The organism is Paraburkholderia sp. J69-1 (assembly GCF_905220255.1).
In the GTDB taxonomy this organism is placed as follows: Bacteria; Pseudomonadota; Gammaproteobacteria; order Burkholderiales; family Burkholderiaceae; genus Paraburkholderia.
Genome location: NZ_CAJMZG010000003.1, coordinates 275,302 through 295,480, shown reverse-complemented (window position 1 = coordinate 295,480; position 20,179 = coordinate 275,302). Strand labels below are relative to the sequence as shown.

At 62.4% G+C, this 20,179-nt stretch carries 16 protein-coding genes; 13 read left to right on the top strand and 3 right to left on the bottom strand.

Translation table 11 applies throughout. From position 1 onward, the window contains the following. Positions 1 to 58: 58 nt before the first annotated feature. Both U5A67_RS06990 and U5A67_RS06985 read right to left on the bottom strand, forming a co-directional pair. Positions 59 to 883, bottom strand: a complete 825-nt coding sequence (locus U5A67_RS06990; RefSeq protein WP_205982908.1) for an NAD-dependent epimerase/dehydratase family protein — start codon at positions 881 to 883, stop codon at positions 59 to 61. Between the two features lie 69 nt (positions 884 to 952). Continuing rightward, on the bottom strand, positions 953 to 2,257 hold the full coding sequence (locus U5A67_RS06985) for an MFS transporter (protein ID WP_321813494.1): 1,305 nt from the start codon (positions 2,255 to 2,257) through the stop codon (positions 953 to 955). A 566-nt stretch (positions 2,258 to 2,823) separates the two neighbouring features. Between U5A67_RS06985 and U5A67_RS06980 the strand changes: the two genes are divergently transcribed. The 4 genes from U5A67_RS06980 to U5A67_RS06965 all read left to right on the top strand — a co-directional run bounded on the left by U5A67_RS06980 (position 2,824) and on the right by U5A67_RS06965 (position 6,561). Continuing rightward, complete coding sequence (locus tag U5A67_RS06980) at positions 2,824 to 3,558, top strand: ribonuclease activity regulator RraA (RefSeq protein ID WP_321813493.1); 735 nt, start codon at positions 2,824 to 2,826, stop codon at positions 3,556 to 3,558. A gap of 78 nt (positions 3,559 to 3,636) precedes the next feature. Beyond that, positions 3,637 to 4,572: an aldose epimerase gene (locus tag U5A67_RS06975; protein ID WP_321813492.1), complete on the top strand. Its 936-nt coding sequence runs from the start codon at positions 3,637 to 3,639 to the stop codon at positions 4,570 to 4,572. Positions 4,573 to 4,695: 123 nt separating this feature from the next. Continuing rightward, on the top strand, positions 4,696 to 5,385 hold the full coding sequence (locus U5A67_RS06970) for a FadR/GntR family transcriptional regulator (protein ID WP_205982905.1): 690 nt from the start codon (positions 4,696 to 4,698) through the stop codon (positions 5,383 to 5,385). A gap of 123 nt (positions 5,386 to 5,508) precedes the next feature. Continuing rightward, the gene (locus tag U5A67_RS06965; RefSeq protein WP_321813491.1) at positions 5,509 to 6,561 is read left to right on the top strand and encodes an alpha/beta hydrolase; all 1,053 of its coding nucleotides are present in this window, start codon (positions 5,509 to 5,511) and stop codon (positions 6,559 to 6,561) included. 128 nt (positions 6,562 to 6,689) lie between these two features. Here the strand turns inward: U5A67_RS06965 and phaP are convergent, their stop codons facing one another. Then, positions 6,690 to 7,250, bottom strand: a complete 561-nt coding sequence (gene phaP, locus U5A67_RS06960) for a TIGR01841 family phasin (RefSeq protein WP_321813490.1) — start codon at positions 7,248 to 7,250, stop codon at positions 6,690 to 6,692. Positions 7,251 to 7,786: 536 nt separating this feature from the next. On the opposite strand from phaP, the gene U5A67_RS06955 reads away from it, so the two are divergent. The 9 genes from U5A67_RS06955 to U5A67_RS06915 all read left to right on the top strand — a co-directional run bounded on the left by U5A67_RS06955 (position 7,787) and on the right by U5A67_RS06915 (position 20,132). Beyond that, on the top strand, positions 7,787 to 9,250 hold the full coding sequence (locus U5A67_RS06955) for a catalase (RefSeq protein WP_321813489.1): 1,464 nt from the start codon (positions 7,787 to 7,789) through the stop codon (positions 9,248 to 9,250). Positions 9,251 to 9,528: 278 nt separating this feature from the next. Further along, a complete protein-coding gene (locus U5A67_RS06950) occupies positions 9,529 to 10,143 on the top strand; it encodes a cytochrome b (protein ID WP_321813488.1) in 615 nt (204 codons plus the stop codon). A 19-nt stretch (positions 10,144 to 10,162) separates the two neighbouring features. Further along, complete coding sequence (locus U5A67_RS06945; protein ID WP_321813487.1) at positions 10,163 to 11,647, top strand: glycosyltransferase; 1,485 nt, start codon at positions 10,163 to 10,165, stop codon at positions 11,645 to 11,647. Between the two features lie 256 nt (positions 11,648 to 11,903). Beyond that, positions 11,904 to 13,310 carry a circularly permuted type 2 ATP-grasp protein gene (locus U5A67_RS06940; protein ID WP_321813486.1) on the top strand — a complete coding sequence of 469 codons (1,407 nt, stop codon included), beginning with the start codon at positions 11,904 to 11,906 and terminating at the stop codon, positions 13,308 to 13,310. A 58-nt stretch (positions 13,311 to 13,368) separates the two neighbouring features. Beyond that, positions 13,369 to 14,322 (top strand): alpha-E domain-containing protein, encoded by a 954-nt coding sequence (locus tag U5A67_RS06935; protein WP_321813485.1) that lies wholly within the window; start codon positions 13,369 to 13,371, stop codon positions 14,320 to 14,322. 52 nt (positions 14,323 to 14,374) lie between these two features. After that, on the top strand, positions 14,375 to 15,178 hold the full coding sequence (locus U5A67_RS06930) for a transglutaminase family protein (RefSeq protein WP_321813484.1): 804 nt from the start codon (positions 14,375 to 14,377) through the stop codon (positions 15,176 to 15,178). Between the two features lie 131 nt (positions 15,179 to 15,309). Then, complete coding sequence (locus U5A67_RS06925; RefSeq protein ID WP_321813483.1) at positions 15,310 to 16,185, top strand: proteasome-type protease; 876 nt, start codon at positions 15,310 to 15,312, stop codon at positions 16,183 to 16,185. Between the two features lie 226 nt (positions 16,186 to 16,411). Beyond that, the gene (locus U5A67_RS06920) at positions 16,412 to 18,124 is read left to right on the top strand and encodes an acid phosphatase (protein WP_321813482.1); all 1,713 of its coding nucleotides are present in this window, start codon (positions 16,412 to 16,414) and stop codon (positions 18,122 to 18,124) included. A 646-nt stretch (positions 18,125 to 18,770) separates the two neighbouring features. After that, positions 18,771 to 20,132 carry a sugar efflux transporter gene (locus U5A67_RS06915; RefSeq protein WP_321813481.1) on the top strand — a complete coding sequence of 454 codons (1,362 nt, stop codon included), beginning with the start codon at positions 18,771 to 18,773 and terminating at the stop codon, positions 20,130 to 20,132. Positions 20,133 to 20,179: the final 47 nt, after the last annotated feature.

Genomic DNA, 20,179 nt, shown 5'->3' with positions numbered 1-20,179 from the left:
GCTGTAAAAAAGCGCCCATGTGGGCGCTTTTTCGTTTCGAGCAAGCAATCTCAGGCGATCAACCCTTCTTCCCACGCTGCTCAACCGGCGTGAAATCAAAGCTCGCGAAACTGCCGCCCTGATAACGCTGCGCCGTCGCATCGAGCGGATTTTCCTTCGCGAGAATCTCTTGCGCCCAGTCTTCCGCGTCCTGCTTCGGCTCGTAGCCCAGACGCTTCGCATCGTCGCTGGCGCCTTCCTGCGTCCAGTAGCTGCGCGTGTTGTTCGACACGCCCCACACCACCGCAAAGCCGATCGATTCCACATTGATCACGCGATCGATCATATGGAACAGGTCCTCGTGACCGAACCACGTGCTCAGATGGCGAAACTCCGTCGGCTTCGGCAAACAGCTACCGATGCGCACATTCACCGTTTCGATGCCGTGCTTGTCCCAGTACAGCCGCGCCAGCGATTCGCCCCACGCTTTCGACAGCCCGTAGAAACCATCGGGACGAAACGCGCAGTCGAGATCGAGCTTGTCTTCGACCGGATACATCCCGATCGCGTGATTTGAGCTCGCGAACAGAATGCGCTTCGTGCCATGCCGGCGCGCGCCTTCATACACTTCCACCAGCCCGCGCAGATTGTTCTCGATGATCTCGGGCAGGGGACGCTCGACGCTCGTGCCCGCCATGTGGATCAGCACGTCCACGCCGTCGAGCAGACGATCGACCACTGCGGGGTCGCGCAGGTCGCCGTGCATGACGTCTTCGCCGTCGAATAGCGGTTCGAGCGGCTTCGTGCCGGCCGCGGAGCGCAGGTTCACGCCGCGCTCGTGCAGACCCTTGCGCAGGACGGTGCCAAGCTGGCCGGCCGCGCCGGACAATGCAACTTTCTTCACAGTGGTTTTACCTCACATAAAAACGCCAAAAGCCGGCACCCTCGCGGGTGCCGGCCGATGATCGATCGATCAGGCCTTCACGTTCTGTGCGTGCAGCGTGGTCGTGGCGACATTGTCGCGCTGCTGGTTCGAGATCAGACGCCAGGCGACGCAGGCGCCGATGATGTCGAACAGCATCAGACACACGAACAGAGGGTTATAGCCGATCGTGGTGGCCAGTGCGCCGACGATGAGCGAAAACACCGTCGCGCCAAGATAACCGAACATGCCCGACAGGCCCGTGGCGGTCGCCACTTCATGCTGGCCGAATACGTCCGAAGCGAGCGTGAACAGGGCGCCGGAGATCGTCTGGTGCGCGAAGGTGCCGACGCAGAAGAGGGCGATGGCTGCATACGGGCTGGCAACGAGGCCCACGCAGGCCGGGCCGACCATCAGCAGCGCGCCGGTCGTGATGACGAGCTTGCGCGAGGTGATCAGCGAGCAGCCGAACCAGCGGATGAACAACGGCGCCAGGTAGCCGCCGATCAGGCAGCCGAGGTCGGCGGCCAGGAAGGGCATCCACGCGAACAGCGCGATTTCCTTCAGGTTCATGTGACGCACGGTGACCATGTAGAGCGGAATCCACGCGCCGAAGGTCTGCCATGCCGGTTCCGCGAGCATGCGCGGGATGCCGATGCCCCAGAAGCGGCGCGTCTTGAGCACTTCCTTGAACGAGGCGCGCTTGCCGATGCCGGCCTTCTGCGCGTCGGTCTGACCGGCGCTGATGTACTCGGCTTCTTCCTTCGAGAGCTTCGGGTGCTCGGCGGGCGTCTTGAAGAACACGAGCCAGAGCGCGACCCAGATCAGCGCCACGCCGCCCGTCAGGACGAAGGCGAATTGCCAGTTGTACTTGAGAATGCACCAGACCACGAGCGGCGGAGCGATCATCGCGCCGATCGACGTGCCGGTGTTGAGCCAGCCTGTGGCCACCGAGCGCTCCTTGGCCGGGAACCACATGCTGATGGACTTCATGCCGGCCGGGAAGATCGCCGCTTCGCTCATGCCGAGCAGGCCGCGGAAGAACGCCAGCGCGGGCCAGCTGCTGGCCAGGCCGTGCAGCATGTTGGCGATGGCCCAGCCGAACGCGAAGATCGCGAAACCAATCTTCACGCCGACCGAATCGAGCACGAAGCCGGCGATCGGCTGCGAGAGCGCATAGCAGGCCTGGAAGGCCGTGACCACGTACGAATACTGCTGCGTGGTCATGTGCATCGTCTGCGTGAGCGTGGGCGCGGCCACGGAAAGCGAACTACGCGCGAGATAGTTGAAGACCGTACCGATCATGATGAGGCCGATGATCCACCACCGCACCCCTTTGATAGTCTTGCGTTGCACTGCTCGTCTCCTGTCGAGCCGTCGGCGGATGCTCTGGAAGTATCCGTTCCGGTCCCGTGTTGTGGCCGCCTGCGTTCGTGCGTCCCGATGAATGTTGTCAGCGTGTGTCTGCTGGTAGCGTAGCCGCCGTGTTGTCATGCAACCCTGCGGTCCCGCACCGTTGTTCAGCCTTTTTTCGGTTCTCTCTGGTGGGCCGTGACGGGCCCGGATAGGGCTCGTCATGTAAGACATCATTCTATTTGCCGCAAAGTTGTAAAGCAAATTATGTTTGGATGGGGATTTCCCTGGGACGTGGCACAAATCTGCGGGTAATCAAAGGCCGTGCGGATCGTCGAAGGCGGTGCTGGACAAGTGCATACAAGCCGACGAATCAAGGCTCGAGCGGGTTGTCCGATGACCTGTGCCGAAGCAAGACCCATCGGGCTGGTTGACAATTTTCGTGTTGTATTACAACAATGCGAGCATTGCGCCCGGCGATGGTTTTCTCGAACTGCCTACGAGGTTCCATCAATGCCTGGCGGCCAGCCTGCGCGACCCTCGCGCGCCACAAAAACGGACGAGACACGATGAATTCACCCGCCATCCCCGTGAGCGAACAAGCGCTCGAACAACTGCGCCACGTCTCCACGGCCACGCTCACCACCCAGCTTTTCAAGCACGGTCTGCGCAACGTCTTTATCCAGGGCGTGAAGCCGCTGGCGTCGCCCGCGCCCGGCACGCCCAATCTGGTCGGCCCGGCCTTCACGATGCGCAACATCCCGGCGCGCGAGGATCTCGACCAGTTGAGCGCGTTCCAGAATCCCGAGCATCCGCAGCGCAAGGGCGTGGAAACCGTGCCCGCCGGTGCGGTGCTGGTGCAGGACTGCCGCGGCGTGACCGATGCGGCGTCGATGGGCTCGATCCTCGCCACTCGTTTGAAGATGCGCGGCGTCGCGGGCATGGTTTCGGACGGTCCGGTGCGCGACAGCGCGACCATCGCCGCACTCGGCATTCCGGTCTATTGCGCGGGCGCTTCCGCACCGCTCAATCTCTGCAAGCACCACACCGTCGATCTAAACGTGCCGATCGGCTGCGGCGGCGTGGCGGTGTTTCCGGGCGACATTCTCGTGGGCGACGCCGATGGCGTGGTTGTGATTCCGCGTCATCTCGTCGAGGAAGTCGCGTTGGCGGCGGTGGAGCAGGAAACGCTCGAATGCTTTATCACCGAGCGCATCGAGGCCGGTGCGGCATTGCCGGGCACGTATCCGCCCAACGAAGCCACGCTGGCCGCTTACGCCGAGTGGAAAAAGGCGCGCGGTTAAAGACAAAGACAAAGACAAAGCCAGGTTGGCGCGAGCAGCCTGGCGCACGACAAAAGTTTTCTCTATTTCCGATACGACATGCCGAAGTTTCAGGACCAGGAAGTCATCGAAATCGTGCGCGGTGGTTCGCGTCTGCTGCTCGCGCCGCAAGCGGGCGGGCGTCTGCTGTCGTGGCATCTGCACGGCGCGTCCATCATTCATTGGCCCGATGCCGCCGACTGGACGCAGCCCGCGCTGGTGCGTGGTGGCAATCCGCTGCTGTTTCCGTTTATCGCGCGGCATCGTGTGGATGGGCGCATCGGCTTCTGGCGCGATGCGCAGGGCGTCGTGCGCGAAGTGCCTTTGCACGGCTTCGCGCGTGATCTGCCGTTCGCTGCGCAAGTCGATGAAGACGGCGCGAGCGTGCGCATGACGCTCACCGACAGCGCGGCGACGCAGGCGGGCTATCCGTTTCGTTTCCGCTTCGAGGCGGTGTATCGGCTGGTGGATGAAGCGACGCTCGAAGTCAGCCTGATCACGACGAATACGGCAGAAGTTTCCGATGCGAAAGATTCGTCTGACGCGCCCATGCCGTACTACGCGGGCCATCATTTCTACTTCGCGTTGCCGCACACGCAGCGCGGCGAAGCGACACTCACGCTGCCGCGCAACGTCTACCGGCATCAGCTCGCCGACGGCACGACGACCGAGCCGCAAGCTGGTGCCACGCGCTATGCCTTCGACGACCCGCAGATCGTCGATCGCTTTCACTGCATCGAAGGCGAGCCGGAAACACCTGTACGTATCGATATCCCCACGCTGAACCGCAGCATCGAAATCGACTTGAAGCGCCCGGATTCATTGCCCTGGTACGCGGTCACCTCGTGGACGCTCGCGCCCGACGCCGATTTTTATTGCGTCGAGCCGTGGCTCGGTTTGCCCGACGCGATCCACAACGGTCTGGGTTTGCGCTGGCTGGCGCCGGGACAAAGCGAAACGGCCACGCTGCGCATCGCCGTGAGCGCCTTGCGATGAGCGGCGAAGACATTGTTGTAAATATCGCAGAAGCCTTGTCGGATGGGGCGTTTCGCTCTGTGACAGCGTCATATGACTTACAATCCACGACATACCTGACAACTCACCGCGTAGCACCTGACCATGGCTGAGCAGAAAGCGCCGAATATGCCGGCGCGGATTTACAGCGACATCCTGAACCGCATCATCGAAGGCGAATACAAGGAAGGCGAACGCCTGCCGACCGAGCACATGCTCGCGGAACGCTTCGCGACCTCGCGGCCGACCGTGCGCGAAGCGCTCGCGCAACTGCGCGCCGACGGCATCATCGCCACGCGCCACGGTTCGGGCACAACGGTCATGCGCCGTCCCGACCCGGACGTGCGCCGCTTTGCGCCGCTCGAAACCTTGTCGGACATTCGCCGCTGCTACGAATATCGCGTGGTGGTGGAGGCGGGCGCCGCGGCGCTCGCCGCGCAGAAGGCCGATGACGCCGACCTCTCGGCCATCCGCCGCGAGTGGGACAATCTCCAGACGATTATCGAAACCTCGGGCATTGGCGCGAAAGACGACTTCGCCTTTCACATGGCGATCGCCCGCGCGTCGAAGAACCAGTTCTTTATCACCGCACTTTCCGGTATTCAGGAGCAGATGGTTTTCAGCATGAATCTGTCGCGCAACCTGTCGCTCGTGAAGTCGATCGAGCGTCAGCGCATCGTGCAGCAGGAGCATCTGGAAGTGCTCGAAGCGATTCAGGCACGCGATGTCGCGCGCGCTTCGCAGGCCATGCGCGATCACCTCGAACATGCCGTGAACCGAATGTTCGGTTCCTGATTCGCCAGGCGATATCACGTTCTCAATGAGCGGCCCGCGCGATGCTGGCCGCTTTTCTACTGCCGCAGTCGGCGAGTTTCCTTTTCGAACGTTTTATCCTGTGTTTTTCCAACAGGAAACACGATGGGTACGACTGTTCTGCGCGCCGCCGCTGCAATAGCGCTGGCCTGCGCGCTTGCTGTTTCGATTAGCGATTCTGTTTATGCTGCCCGCGCGCATGCATCGGATTCACGTCCGGTCGATGCGCTTGCCGGTGCGCGCATGCCGATCGATACGCCGCAAGGTCAGGCCGAATTCGCGCTCGATTCAAGCGCTGACTGGAACGTGCCGCAGCCCGACGTCGTGCGCGCTGTGATCGTGCTGCATGGGCGGTTGCGCAACGCCAACGATTATTTCCGCACGGCGCAACAGGCGCGCGACAAAGCGGGCGTCGATACTGGCAGTACGATCCTGATCGCGCCGCAATTCCTTTCGACTGACGATACGCGCGCCTTTCACGCGCCGGGCGATCTTTTAAGCTGGCACGCCAACGCGTGGATGGGCGGCGCCGACGCGAAAACCGGCGCGCCCGTGGGCGCGTACGCGGTACTCGACGCCATCGCGCGCCGCCTCGCGGACAAACAGCATTTCCCCCATCTCAAGACGATCGTGTTCGCCGGGCATTCGGGCGGCGCGCAAGTGCTGCAGCGCTATGCGATTGCCTCCGATGTGCCGGACGATCTCGCGCAGGCCGGCATCGACGTGCGCTTTGTGGTGGCGAGTCCTTCGTCGTACGCGTATTTCGATGCGCAGCGCCCGGTCGCTGTCGATGCTTCGCGCTGCCCGGGTTTCGATAACTGGAAATACGGCATGAATGCGCGTCCGGCGTTCATGGGCTCAAAGACGCCGGAGCAACTGGAAACGCGCTACGCGCAACGGCACATTCTCTATATGGTGGGCGGGGCGGATCACGATTCTTTATCGGCTTCGCTCGACAAAAGCTGCGCCGCGCAGGCGCAAGGGCCGCAGCGTCTCGCGCGCGCAGAAAGCTTCTTCCGCTATATGCAGTCGCGGCATCCGAACGGTCTGAATCAGCATTTCCACGTCGTCCCGGGCGTCGGTCATGACGGTGCACGCATGCTGACTTCCCATTGCGCGCTGAAAGCGATGTTCGACGTGGGAAACTGCGACGATTAACGGCGATTCGCCAGAACGACGCCGATCGGAAACTTCGTCGCCGAAAAGAAAAAACGGGCTTCGCTTTCGCGAAACCCGTTCTCAGCAACGCTCTGTCGCCACGAAGGCGCCAGAAGCCGCCGTAAAACTTAAGCCGTTTGCTTTGCAGCGCGCGTAGCTTGTGCGGCGGCCTTCGACGCTGCCTTGGTCACGGCGTCGATGTTGCTTTCGGCGATTTCCGTAGCTTGCTTCGCAGCCTTGTTCACCGAGTCGAATGCGCCTTGCGCTGCCGTGATGGCCGTCTTGAATGCCGCGATGGCGCTTTCCGAACCGGCGGGCGCGTTCTTGGCAGCCGTGTCGACGAACGACTGGACAGCGCGCTGTTGCTGTTCGAACTGGCTTTGCGCGGCTTCCGAGAATTCCGAGTGCGTAGCCGAAACGATGGCGTACACGTTGCGGCCATAAGCCAGCGCCTTTTCGGTGGCGGGCTGTGCGAAGCCGGCTTGCAGGGCGAAGAAGCCTTGCGGGTCCTTGGCCGTCAGCGTGCGCTGGGCGTGTTCCTGACCTTCGGCGATCGCCGAGCGGGCTGCTTCGATGTTCAGTTCGGCGAGCTTGACTGCGCCTTCGAACGCCTTGGTCGTCAGGCCGAAGAGGGTTTCGAGGCCAGCTTTCTGGGTGGCGGCGAATTGTTCGGGAGTAGGCAGAGTCATGTCGTCGTTCCTGATGGGGGACCGCTACGCGTCGGTTCCGTTACGAAAAGAAGAATACGTTCTATCGATCACCGGTTCGCGCATTGGTGCGATGCAGCAATCGACTTCATAATATCTCAAAAGAAAACCAAGTCAAGCGTTATCTTGTGCGTCGCAACATTTCAGTAAACGCTTGATTCGTATTAAGAAAATGCTGACATCGGCAGGCATCGCAACAAGCCAGAAATTTCCGATTCGAAACGCATGAACCTGGCGCGTGGCGACAAATTTTCCGATGCGAAACGACGCTGCCCTGGCGGTCTTTTCTGCCGCGCCAACGCTTGCCATGCGCGAGCGACCGCTTAAGCGCAATGCTTGGCGAGGACGTGCAGAATGGCCATTCCCTGGCGTGCAGGCAGGCGCCGGGTCGTCCCCCAATCAGAGTCGCGACAGGCGCCGCGCCGTGCGATGCCACGCGCGTCACGCTGCAGAGACCATTCGCGTCCGCGGCGTCCAGTACGGCGTTGCGCGGCCGGCGACTCCACAGGAGAGTTCAGATGGCTGATTCGAGCGGTAAGTCACTCGGTAAATCCACGACGAGCGCGGGTGCGCCGGCCGTCAGCGACCGCAATTCGCTGACGATCGGACCGGATGGTCCGATCCTGCTGCATGACGTGCATTTCCTCGAGCAGATGGCGCACTTCAACCGCGAGAAAGTGCCGGAGCGTCAACCGCACGCCAAGGGTTCGGGTGCGTTCGGCGAGTTCAAGACCACCGAGGACGTCTCGAAGTACACCAAGGCGGCCTTGTTCCAGAAGGGCGCGAGCACGGAAATGCTGGCGCGCTTTTCCACCGTGGCGGGCGAGATGGGCAGCCCCGATACGTGGCGCGACGTGCGCGGCTTTTCGCTGAAGTTCTACACCACGGAAGGCAATTACGATCTGGTCGGCAATAACACGCCGGTGTTTTTCGTGCGCGATCCGATGAAGTTTCCGCACTTCATCCGCAGCCAGAAACGTCTGCCCGATTCCGGTCTGCGCGACGGCGAAATGCAATGGGATTTCTGGACGAACAATCCGGAATCCGCGCATCAGGTCACGTATCTGATGGGCGAGCGCGGCCTGCCGAAAACCTGGCGTCATATGAATGGTTACGGCTCGCATACCTATATGTGGATCAACGCGCAGGGCGAGAAGTTCTGGGTGAAATATCACTTCCACACCAATCAGGGCATGCAGTTTTTTACCAATGCCGAAGCCGAAGCCACTGCCGGGCGCGATGCCGATTTCCATCGGCGTGATCTGTTCGAATCGATCAAGCGCGGCGAATGTCCGACGTGGACGCTCTCGGTGCAGGTGATGCCTTACGCGCAGGCAAAGCACTATCGCTTCAATCCTTTCGATCTGACCAAGACGTGGTCGCACAAGGACTATCCGCTCATCAAGGTCGGCACGATGACGCTCAATCGCAACCCGGAGAATTTTTTCGCGCAGATCGAGCAGGCGGCGTTTTCGCCGGGCAATACGGTGCCGGGCATTGGCCTGTCGCCGGACAGGATGCTGCTGGGCCGCGCATTCGCCTATAACGACGCGCACCGTGCGCGTATCGGCACGAACTTCAATCAGTTGCCGGTGAACCAGCCGAAGGTGCCGGTGCAAACCTATCAGTTCGACGGTCATATGGCGTTCGAACACACCGGCAACGCGCCCACTTATGTGCCGAACAGCTTCGGGCGTCCGTGGGCCGACCAGACCGGTCCCGCCGACGATGGCTGGGAAGCCGATGGCGAAATGGTCCGCAGCGCTTATACGCTGCACGCGGAAGACGACGATTTCGGCCAGCCAGGCAATCTTGTGCGTAACGTCTTTAACGACAAGCAGCGCGCCTTGCTCGTCGAGCAGGTGGTGGCGAGCCTGAATGGCGTGCGCAGTCCCGTGCGCGAACGCGTGTTCGAATACTGGAAGAATATCGACGCCAATGTGGGGCGGCAGATCGAGGAACAGGCGGGCAGCGGCAAATAAGTCGCTGGAAGCCGCGGGACGTTTCAGGTATTCCGATTCGCAGGCCGGAGCGGTGCGCAAGCGCCGTTCCGGCTTTTTCATTGCCCGAATGGAACTGGCAATTCCGCCATCTTTTGGCTTCTGCAGTGTCAGGTCCGAGGGCGCATAATGCGCGTGCGCCGTGATGGCGTCCCGTTTTGCAGACGCGCCCAGCGACATTCGAACAATCTTTGCGTGGGCGGGGAATAAAGATTCCGCACCGCGCGTTATCTCCTACTGAAAGGTTACGGCTCGCTCACGTGAAAACTTCTCTTACCGCCGAATCGCGTTTCAACGCCGCCGCGCCCGCGCAAAAGTACACGCGCGTGGCCGTGCTGCTGCATTGGTCGATTGCCTTGCTGATTCTGGGCAACGTCGCGCTTGGCCTGACGGCTTCGCTCCTGCCCGATGGCACGCTCTCCGACGAAAACATCCGCTTCGTGATCGACACGCACAAGTCCATCGGCATCACCGTGCTGGGGCTTGCGATTCTGCGCGTGCTGTGGCGCCTCACGCACCGTCCGCCGCCGCTGCCCGCCGAATTCCCGGCATGGGAGCGCGCGGCCGCTCACGCGGCCCATATCGCGCTCTACGTGCTGATCTTCGCGATGCCGCTCACGGGCTGGCTGCACGACTCGGCGTGGGTGGCTGCGGCTTCGCATCCCATGTATCTGTTCGGGCTGTTCCAGTGGCCGCGTATCGGTTTCATCATGAATCTCGATCCCGCCACTAAGAACGCGTTGCACGAGCAGTTCGGCGCGCTGCATACGGCGTGCAGTTATGCGCTCTATGGCGTGCTTGCGCTGCATATTGCGGGCGCGCTCAAACATCAGTGGATCGATCGTCATTCGGTGCTGCGCCGGATGATGCCGTGAACGACGACAAAGGACTGTCTTGAACGACTTGCTCGATCAGGCGCTCGCGCGCACTTCGCCGCGTATCGCGCCGCCGCCCACGCCGCTCGTCAGCATCGTGATTCATTTGAGCGTCATGGTGTTATGGCTTGTGCTGTTCGCACGCGCGTTCTTCCTGCAAGGCGTGGTCGCGTGGTCGACCGGCATCGCCTACGTGATCTACGACACCGTGCTGCTGATCTTCGTGGCATGGCAGGCGCGCGTGCTGTTGCGGCCCGTGCAGGACATTGGCATGGTTGTGCCCGCATCTGCATCGTTTTCGATGCCGACGCTGGGCGTCATCGTCGCCGCGCATAACGAGGCGGGCGTGCTGCCGATCACGCTCGATGCGCTGTTTGCGCAGACGCGCGCGCCGCGCCAGATCGTGATCGCCGACGATGGTTCGACCGATGGCACCGCCGCGTTACTCGCAAAGCGTTATGGTCTGACCGATCCCGGCGAAGGGCGCATGAGCGCGCCGTCGCTGCGCTATCCGAATCTGCGCTGGCTTAAGCTGGCGCACGGCGGCAAGGCGCGTGCGCTCAACGCGGCACTGTGCGCGATGGACACGGATGCGGTGATGACGGTGGACGCCGACACGCTGCTCGAACCCGATGCCTGCGCCGCCATGGCCGACGCGTTCGCACGCGAACCCGCGCTCGTCGCGGCGGCGGGGCTGCTGACGCCGGTGTGCGGCACGACGCCGAGCGGGCGCTTCTTCCAGTGGTTCCAGACTTACGAATACATCCGCAATTTCATCTCGCGCTTTGCGTGGATGCGTGCGGATAGTTTGTTGCTGGTTTCAGGCGCTTTTGCTGCGTTTCGGCGCGAAGCGGTCGTGACGGTAGGCGGTTTCGATCCGAATTGTCTTGTAGAGGATTACGAACTGATTCACCGGCTGCGCCGCTATTCCGCGCGCGAAGGCCTCGGCTGGGATGTGCGCGTGATCGGCACGGCGCGCGCGACGACCGACGCACCCGGCACGCTCGCGAGTTTCCTGCGTCAGCGCCGCCGCTGGTTTGCGGGCTTTTTGCAGACGCAATACTGGTATCGCGACATGACCGGCAATCGCCGCTATGGCAAGCTCGGTCTCATGATGCTGCCGGTCAAGGCATTCGATACGGTTCAACCGATCTACGGTCTCACGGCGTTTGCGTTGCTGCTGGGTTTTCTCTTCGATGGGCGCTTTACGATCGTCCTGCCGGTGCTGGCGGTGATCGTCGGCAAGATCGTGATCGACCTCGCGTTCCATTTGTTCTCCGTGCATCTGTACCGACGCTGGAGCGGCGACCGCAAGAGTTCGAGCTTCGGCATGGCGCTGCTCGCAGCGATCTTCGAGCCGTTCTCGTTCCAGTTGATGCGCCACATGGGCGCGGCGCTCGGATGGCTGCATTTTCTGCTTGGGCGCCGCAAATGGGGCGTGCAGCAGCGCACGGGGCTGGGCGCACAACAGCAACGGCGCGAGACGGCGGCGCAATCGCGCTGATTGTCGTGCTTGCGTCGGTTGCGCAAGCACGCTCATTCCCACTAGACTGCACCATGATGAGGCGTCGAATCGCGCGCCTTGACCCTCGCGCGATGGCGCCCGAAATCATGCACCATTCGGGCGCATAAAAGCCGGATTACGCTGGAACAACCGCGTTTCGGCGATGGCATACGCCTTGCTTTTTGTAGCGTACCGCAGCGCGCCGCCCGTGACGTGACGTCAGGGTTTCGCTGCATCCACGCGCGAGAACGAGCCGATGCAAGTCCATGACGAAATGCGCGACGAGGGCGCTGTGCGCGCCCATTACGAACGCTTCCAGCACTGGCTGGAGCGGCAGACTGGCGAGACGATGGCGCGCAAACGCGCCGAGGCGGACCTGCTGTTCCGGCGCGTCGGCATTACGTTCGCGGTCAATGGCGATCTATCGGGAACCGAGCGGCTGATTCCCTTCGATCTGATTCCCCGCATTATTCCCTCTGACGAATGGGCCACGCTCGAGCGCGGTTTGCGTCAGCGCGTCCAGGCGCTCAATCTGTTTCTGCACGACGTTTATCACGAGCGCAATATCGTGCGCGCGGGCATTATTCCGGCCGAGCAGGTGTATACCAATGCGCAATATCGGCCCGAAATGCAGGGCATTGATTTACCGCTTGGCATTTACGCGCATATCGCCGGTATCGACATCGTGCGTGATGGCCGCGACGGCGCGTTCTACGTGCTCGAAGACAATCTGCGCGTGCCATCGGGCGTCTCGTACATGCTCGAAAATCGCAAGATGATGATGCGGCTTTTCCCGGAGCTATTCGTCCAGCACAAGGTTGCGCCGGTTGCGCATTATCCCGATCTGCTGCTGGAAACGCTGCGTTCGTGCGCGCCCGACGGTGTGGACGATCCGGTAGTCGTGCTGCTCACGCCGGGCATGTACAACTCTGCGTACTTCGAACATACCTTTCTCGCCCAGCAAATGGGCGTGGAACTGGTCGAAGGCAGCGATCTTTTTGTAGAGGATAACTATGTATTCATGCGCACGACAAAAGGGCCGCGGCGTGTGGATGTGATCTATCGCCGCGTGGACGACGACTTTCTCGACCCGCTGGCATTTCGCGCCGATTCCGCGCTGGGCGTGCCAGGCCTGCTTACGGCATATCGCGCTGGCCGCGTCGTGCTGGCCAATGCAATGGGAACGGGCGTTGCCGACGATAAATCGATTTATCCCTATGTGCCGGACATGGTCGAGTTTTATCTGGGCGAGAAACCCATTCTCAACAATGTGCCGACGTGGCAATGCCGCCGCCCTGAAGATCTCGCCTATACGCTCGATCATCTTCGCGAACTGGTCGTGAAAGAAGTGCATGGCGCGGGCGGCTACGGCATGCTGGTCGGCCCGGCTTCGACGCGCGAGGAAATCGAGGCGTTTCGCGAACGCCTGATTGCGCGTCCGGGTAATTACATTTCGCAGCCCACGCTGTCTCTTTCTGCGTGCCCGACCTTTGTCGAAGCCGGCATTGCGCCGCGCCATATCGATTTGCGGCCCTTTGTGCTGTCGGGCAAGACGATCCAGATGGCGGCGGGCGGTCTGACGCGCGTGGCGCTCAAGGAAGGATCGCTGGTCGTGAATTCGTCGCAGGGCGGCGGCACGAAAGACACCTGGGTACTCGAATGAGTGCGCTATTCATTACTGTGGAAAACGTCGCAAAAAGCGGAAACAAAGAGGAGCGAGCATGCTGAGCCGTACCGCCGATCACCTGTTCTGGATGGCCCGTTATATGGAGCGCGCGGAGAACACCGCGCGCATGCTCGACATCAACCTGACGGCGCTGCTCTTGCCCGGCAATGCCGATGATGAAGTGCGCACGCATCGCGCGATGTTGCGTATTTCCGAACTCGATGCGGCTTTCGATGCACGTCACGACAAAACCACGCGCAGCAATGTGCTGCATTTTCTCGTTGCGGACCCAACCAATCCGTCGAGTATCTATTCGTGCCTGCAGGCCGCGCGCGAAAACGCTCGCGCCGTGCGCGGCACGCTCACGACCGAGTGGTGGGAAACCGTCAACGACACCTGGCTGCAATTCGCCGAACTGCTGCGCGGTAACGAACTGGCTACGCATCCCGAATCCCTGTTCGAGTGGGTGAAGTTCCGCTCGCATCTCTCGCGTGGCGTGCGTGTGGGCACGGCCTTGCAGGACGACGCGCTGTTCTTCACGCAACTCGGCACCTTCCTCGAACGCGCCGACAACACGGCGCGTATTCTCGACGTGCGCTTTGTCGAAGTCGATCAGGCCGATTCGCGCTCGGCCGCACGCCAGCTCGAAGACTTCTATTACTGGACGTCGATTTTGAGTTCGGTATCGGCGCTGGAGATTTACCGCAAGGTTTATCGCGATGTGGTGACGCCTGCGCGCGTGGTCGAACTGTTGATCCTGAATCAGCAGATGCCGCGTTCGTTGCTCGCGTCGATGGACGGCGTGTGCGCGAATCTCGCGATGCTGCGCACCGATGCCTCGCGCGAAGTCGAGCGCACAGCCGGCAAGCTGCGCGCCGAACTGCTTTACGCCGATCTGCGACAGATTTTCTCGGTGGGCGTGCATACCTTCCTCACGCAGTTTCTCGCGCGCGTGTATGAATTGGGCAACCAGGTGGCGCGCACGTATCTGATGCTGCCGCTGGGTTGATGCAATGAAAAGTCATTCGGATTCCAGATCGATTCGTTGAAGGATTTTCGCCATGCAACTCGCGATTCGCCACGACACCGTGTACCGCTACGACGCGCCGGTACATTACTCGATCCAGCAATTGCGCCTCTCGCCAATCACGACGGCTTCGCAGATCGTCACGCAATGGCATGTCGATGCGCCAGGCAAACTGGAAGCCAGTCGCGACGCTTACGGCAACACCTTGATGACGCTGGTGCTGTCGCGCCCGCACCGCGAAATACGCCTGCGTGTGCGCGGCGAAGTGGAAACCGTGCCGCTCGCGGATGGGCGTCTGACCGAAGGCGAGGGGCCGATCCCCACCTGGCATTTCACCTCGCCCACGCGGCTGACGGAAGCCGATACGGCGCTCGCCGAATTCGCGCAAAGTCTGGGGCCGCTCGATAGCGCGGCATCGATTCTCGACGCGGCAGCGCGTATTACGCAGCGCGTGCAATATGAATCGGGTGTGACCGATGTCGCGCATTCGGCCACCGATGCGTTTTCATTAGGCCGTGGCGTGTGCCAGGATCATGCGCATGTGATGCTGGCGGTGTGCCGTGCGCGCGGCGTGCCGGCGCGTTACGTGAGCGGCTATTTCGCGCCCGGCGACGTGCCGGAAATGGCGAGTCACGCCTGGGTCGATGTGTGGCTCGACAACGGCTGGGTGACGGTGGATGTCACGCACGCCTGTTTCGCCAGCGAAAAATACTGTCGCATCGCGGTGGGACGCGATTACGAAGCGGCTGCGCCGGTGCGCGGGCGGCGGATCGGTGGGCTGGGCGAAACGCTCGATGTGAGCGTGCGCGTGAGTGCGCAAGGCGAACAGCAGCAATAGTTTTCTCGTTATACGAAAGGAAACACGCGCAGCGTAGAGCCGCGGCGCGGGTTTCTCATACGCAACGCATGCTCCGTAGCGTGCGAAAATCGCGGCTACACGAGAAACGCACTGCGATCCGAAGGACAACTATGACGTACTGTGTAGCGCTGGCGGTAGAAGAGGGGCTGGTTTTCCTGTCGGATACACGCACGAATGCGGGGGTCGATCACATCAGCACATCGCGCAAAATGGCGGTGTTCGAGGAGCCTGGCGAGCGCGTGCTCGTGCTGCTGGTGGCTGGCAATCTGGCGATCACGCAGGCCACCATGCAGGTGCTGACCGAGCAGCGCGACAGCGCGCAGCCCTCGCTCTGGAGCGCGTCGAGCATGGTGGAGGCCGCGCGCATCGTCGGCGAGGCCGTACGCGAAGTGCATCGGCGCGATGCTGAGGCGCTCAAGCAGTTCAATGTCGATTTCAATTGCAGTTTCATTCTGGGCGGGCAGATCCAGGGCCAGGCCATGCGCGTGTTCCAGATCTACGCGGCCGGCAATTTCATCGAAACGTCGAGCGTGAATCCGTACTTTCAGATCGGCGAATCGAAGTACGGCAAGCCGATCATCGACCGTGTGCTGACGCCGCGCACGCCGCTCGACGAAGCGGCCAAATGCGCGCTGATTTCGATGGATTCCACGCTGCGCTCGAACCTGTCGGTGGGGCTTCCGCTCGATCTGCTGGTCTACGAGCGCGATTCGCTGCGGGTGACGCGTTACGCGTCGCTTGACGATTCGAATGCCTATTTCCAGATGCTGCATTCGACGTGGGGCGAACGGCTGCGCCAGGTGTTCGCCGAGATTCCCGATCCGCTCTGGACCGACGACAGCAATGTGCCGCGTCACGAGCGCGTGGAATTGCCGGTGGTGCCGCGCGCGCCGCACGAAAACCATCGCGCGGACGGCGCATTGGCGCGCCCCGCGCAGACGTTGGCGCAAGGGCCGCAACCCGCGACGCCGCCACGCAATACCTGAGCGTGTAGCCTTCTCCATCTGCTGTTCAAGCCCGAACCGCGCGGCCGATACACCGCGCGGTTCCGCCTTTTCGCGTCCTTTCGCGTCACGCAACTGTCACGCACCGCGCCGCCGGCAGGCCGCTACGCGCGGTATCCTCCTGCAGGACGTGTGAACCGCAGGGCGAATGCAGGCGCGCGCAAGGCGCCTGCTGTGCGCTCTTTGACCGCAAAGAGGAGACGGGCTGATGAAGCAGGACGATCCCAAGGCAGCGAAGCCGGATGAACTCGACGTAAGCACGACAGGCACCGAAAACAGTGGTCCCGACGATCCCGCGCGCCGCCGTGTGCTTGGCGGTATCGCCGCGGTTGGCGTGGGGCTGGCGCTCACCGGTTGCCAGACGCCGGAGTCGAATGCCGGTCTTGGCCCGCGCAGCGCCGGCGAAGCGCGCGTGGACGCCGCGCTGCGCGACCAGGTGCGCCACATCGTCGTGATCTACGCCGAGAATCGCAGCTTCACAAATCTCTACGGCAATTTCCCCGGTGTGCAGACGCCGCTCTCTGGCGTGCCAGCCTCGCGCTACGCGCAGCTCGACCGCGACGGCAAGACGCCGCTCGCGCAATTGCCGGCCATCTGGGGCGGGCTCGTGCCGCAGGCGCAGGAACTCGACGGCAAGCGCTACATGATCGGCGAGAAGGCGATCACGGCCCTCGCAAACCAGCCGTTTCGTATCGTCGACACGCAGGGCGCGCCGTTGCCGAACGGAATCATCACGCGCGATCTGGTGCATCGCTTCTATCAGAACCAGATGCAGATCAACGCCGGCCGCAACGACCAGTTCGCTGCGTGGGGCGATTCGGGCGGCCTCGTGATGGGCTATTACCAGAACTCCGCCGAGAGCTTGCGGCTCTGGCAACTCGCGCAGCAATACACGCTCTGCGACAATTTTTTCATGGCCGCTTTCGGCGGGTCGTGGCTCAACCATATCTATCTGATTGCCGCCCAGGCGCCGTATTACCCGAACGTGCAGGCGAGTCCGGCGAAGCATCTGGTGTCCGTGCTCGACGGCGACGATCCGCTCGGCACGCGTCTGAAGGTGGCGGCCAGCAGCCCGGCATCGGCGCTGGGCGGGCCGCCGAAGTTCGTCAACGACGGCGCCTTCACGCCCGACGGCTACGCGGTCAACACGATGGCGCCGCCGTATCAGCCGAGCAGCGTGCGTCCGGCCGAGGACGGCAATCCGGCATGGGCCGACCCGGCCGATGTGCGCGTGATGCCGCCGCAGACCTTCGCGACGATCGGCGACCGGCTGTCGGCCAAAGGCGTCGACTGGGCGTGGTACAGCGGTGCCTGGCAGTACGCGCTCGACCATCGCGATACCGGTTCGGTGCCCGATTTCCAGTACCACCATCAGCCCTTCAATTACTTCGCCAGTTTCGCGCCGGGCACGGCGCAGCGCGCGCGGCATCTGCGCGACGCGGGCGTGGGCGACGATCCGGCCACCAACCGCCTGCTCGCCGATATCGACGCGGGGCGCCTGCCCGCCGTCACGTTCTACAAGCCGCAGGGCAATCTGAACATGCACGCCGGTTACGCCGATGTGGAGTCGGGCGATCGTCATATCGCCGCGGTGATCGGGCATCTGCAGCGCAGTCCGCAGTGGGCCAATACCGTGATCGTGATGACGCATGACGAGAATGGCGGCTGGTGGGACCCGGTGGCGCCGCCGACGGGCGACCGCTGGGGGCCGGGCTCGCGCATCCCGGCGCTGGTGATCGCGCCGTTCGCGAAGAAAGGGCACGTCGATCACACCTTCTACGACACCAACTCGATCCTGCGCTTGATCAGCCGGGTCCACGGGCTCGCGCCGCTCGACGGCGTCGCTTCGCGTGACCGCGCGTTTGCCGAGCGTGGACAGATGCCGCCGGGCGATCTCACGGGCGCACTCGATCTGGCGTGACGGGGCAGGGCTGGGGTGGGCAGGGAGTCGGGCAAGTCGCGGTCAAAAGTTGCCGATCGGAAACATTCTGCTAATTCCGTGACTAAATCGACTAACTGCCTATCCGATCAATGAGTTGGCGCGCTAGCAAGCGGGTTATCAACAGGTTTATCCCAAGAAGCTGTGGACAACTTTTCTGCGCACTTTTTGTGCATTTTTGCTGATTTTTGGGTGTTTTCCCTTTGGGATCATGGGCTTGGGTGCGATGTCCAGTAGTTGCCCACAGGGCTGTCAACGAAAACTGTGGACAAGGACGGCGCCGGTGGTCGAATTCGCATCAAACCTGCTGCAATCCGCAACGTAGCAGACAATTCGATATGCATCAAACACTTGGCGCACTCATCCCAGGGTTACGCACAGGCCTGCCAACAAAATCTGTGGATAGTCCGAAGGATCGGGCCCAGATGCTGATATCGATAACACTCGCCTTGCGCCACGCGCCGTTTCCGCCCGATAATCGTCCTGCTGATCGGGTGCAAAAACGGCATCAAGTGCGGGTTCTAGCGGTCTGAAGAACGCCGTAAGAGCCTGCAAGCCCGACTGCCCGAACGCGTCGCCCCGCGCGCCGCGGCCATTTCCCCAATTCCCCGCCACTCTCCAACGCGCCGTGCTCAACAACTCGCGCTTTGTCGGTCTCCTGCGTATTCCCGGTTTTCTGCCGCTTGCCGGCGCCACCCTGATGCTCGGCGTGGCGATGTCCTTCACCGCACCGTATCTGTCGCTATTCGGCGTCGAGCGCGCCGGCATGACGCCGTTCCGTCTGGGCGTGTTCATGACCGCGATCGCTGCCAGCGGCGTGATCGCCAGTACGGCCGCGGGGCGCTGGAGCGATCGCACGGGCAAGCATCGGCTGCTGTTGCTGGTCTCGCTATGCGCGGCGACGCTCGGCTATATCTGTCTGTGCATCGTGCGCGATTACCGGCTGCTGCTGGCCGTGGGCATCGCGTTTATCGGCGCGGGCGGTTGCGCGATGTCGCTGGTGTTCTCGTTCAGCCGCGCCGCCTTGCCCGCCGCCGACGACGCCGAGCGCACCTTCGCCAGCGCCACCTTGCGCACGATTCTCTCGGCGGCGTGGGTGTTCGGGCCGGCGGTGGGGGCGCTGGTGCTCGCAGCCACCGGTTTCTACGGTCTTTTCCTGTTCGCTGCGGCCAGCTTCGCGGCCTGCGGCGTGATCGTCTGGCGCATGCGCGAGCCGCGTCAGGACGAACACGCCACGCAGCATCTGATGAAGCGGCCCACCGCCCAGGACGTGGCGCAGGAGCGCGCCGAGGAAGCCATCGCGCCTTACGAGGGCCAGCCGCTCACGCAGGCCGAGGTGCAGCCGGCCGTGAAGCAGCGCCTGAATCCGCCCGCGCCGGATGCCCCGCAGAAGGACATCATGCGGGCCATCGTCGCGCTTACGCTGATTGGCCTCGCGGCCAACGCGACCATGATCGTGCTGCCGCTGTATATCGTCCACGGTCTGGACGGCTCGCGGCTCGACGTGTCGATCATGCTGGGCCTCGGCGCGTTCATGGAAATTCCGATGATGCTCGCGCTCGGCGCAAAGGCGTCGAAGCTGAACAAGTCGCACTGGCTGGCGGCCTGCGCGGTCGTGCATGCGGTGTACTTCGCGTCGATGGCGGCGGCGCCCGGCGTGCACGCGCTCATTCCGATGCAGATTCTCAACGCGTTCGTGGTGGCCGTGACTTCGTGTCTCGGCATGACGTTCATTCAGGATCTGATGCCCGATTCGCCGGGGCGCGCGACGGCGCTGTTCTTCAATGCGTCGCGGCTGGGCTCGATTCTGTCCGGCGTGCTCTCGGGCATGCTGGTGCAAGCATTTGGGTATCGCGGCACGTTTCTTTTTTGCGGCGTGCTCGCGCTGTGCGCGCTGGTGCTGTTCGCGGTGCCGGGTGAGCAATATCCGAAGATGGCGCGTGCGGTGCGCGATTTCGTGCGCGAGCGCATCGCTTCGCGCTCGAAATAAATATCGACGGAATTTGATCAGTCATCCGAATTAATCGACATAAAAGC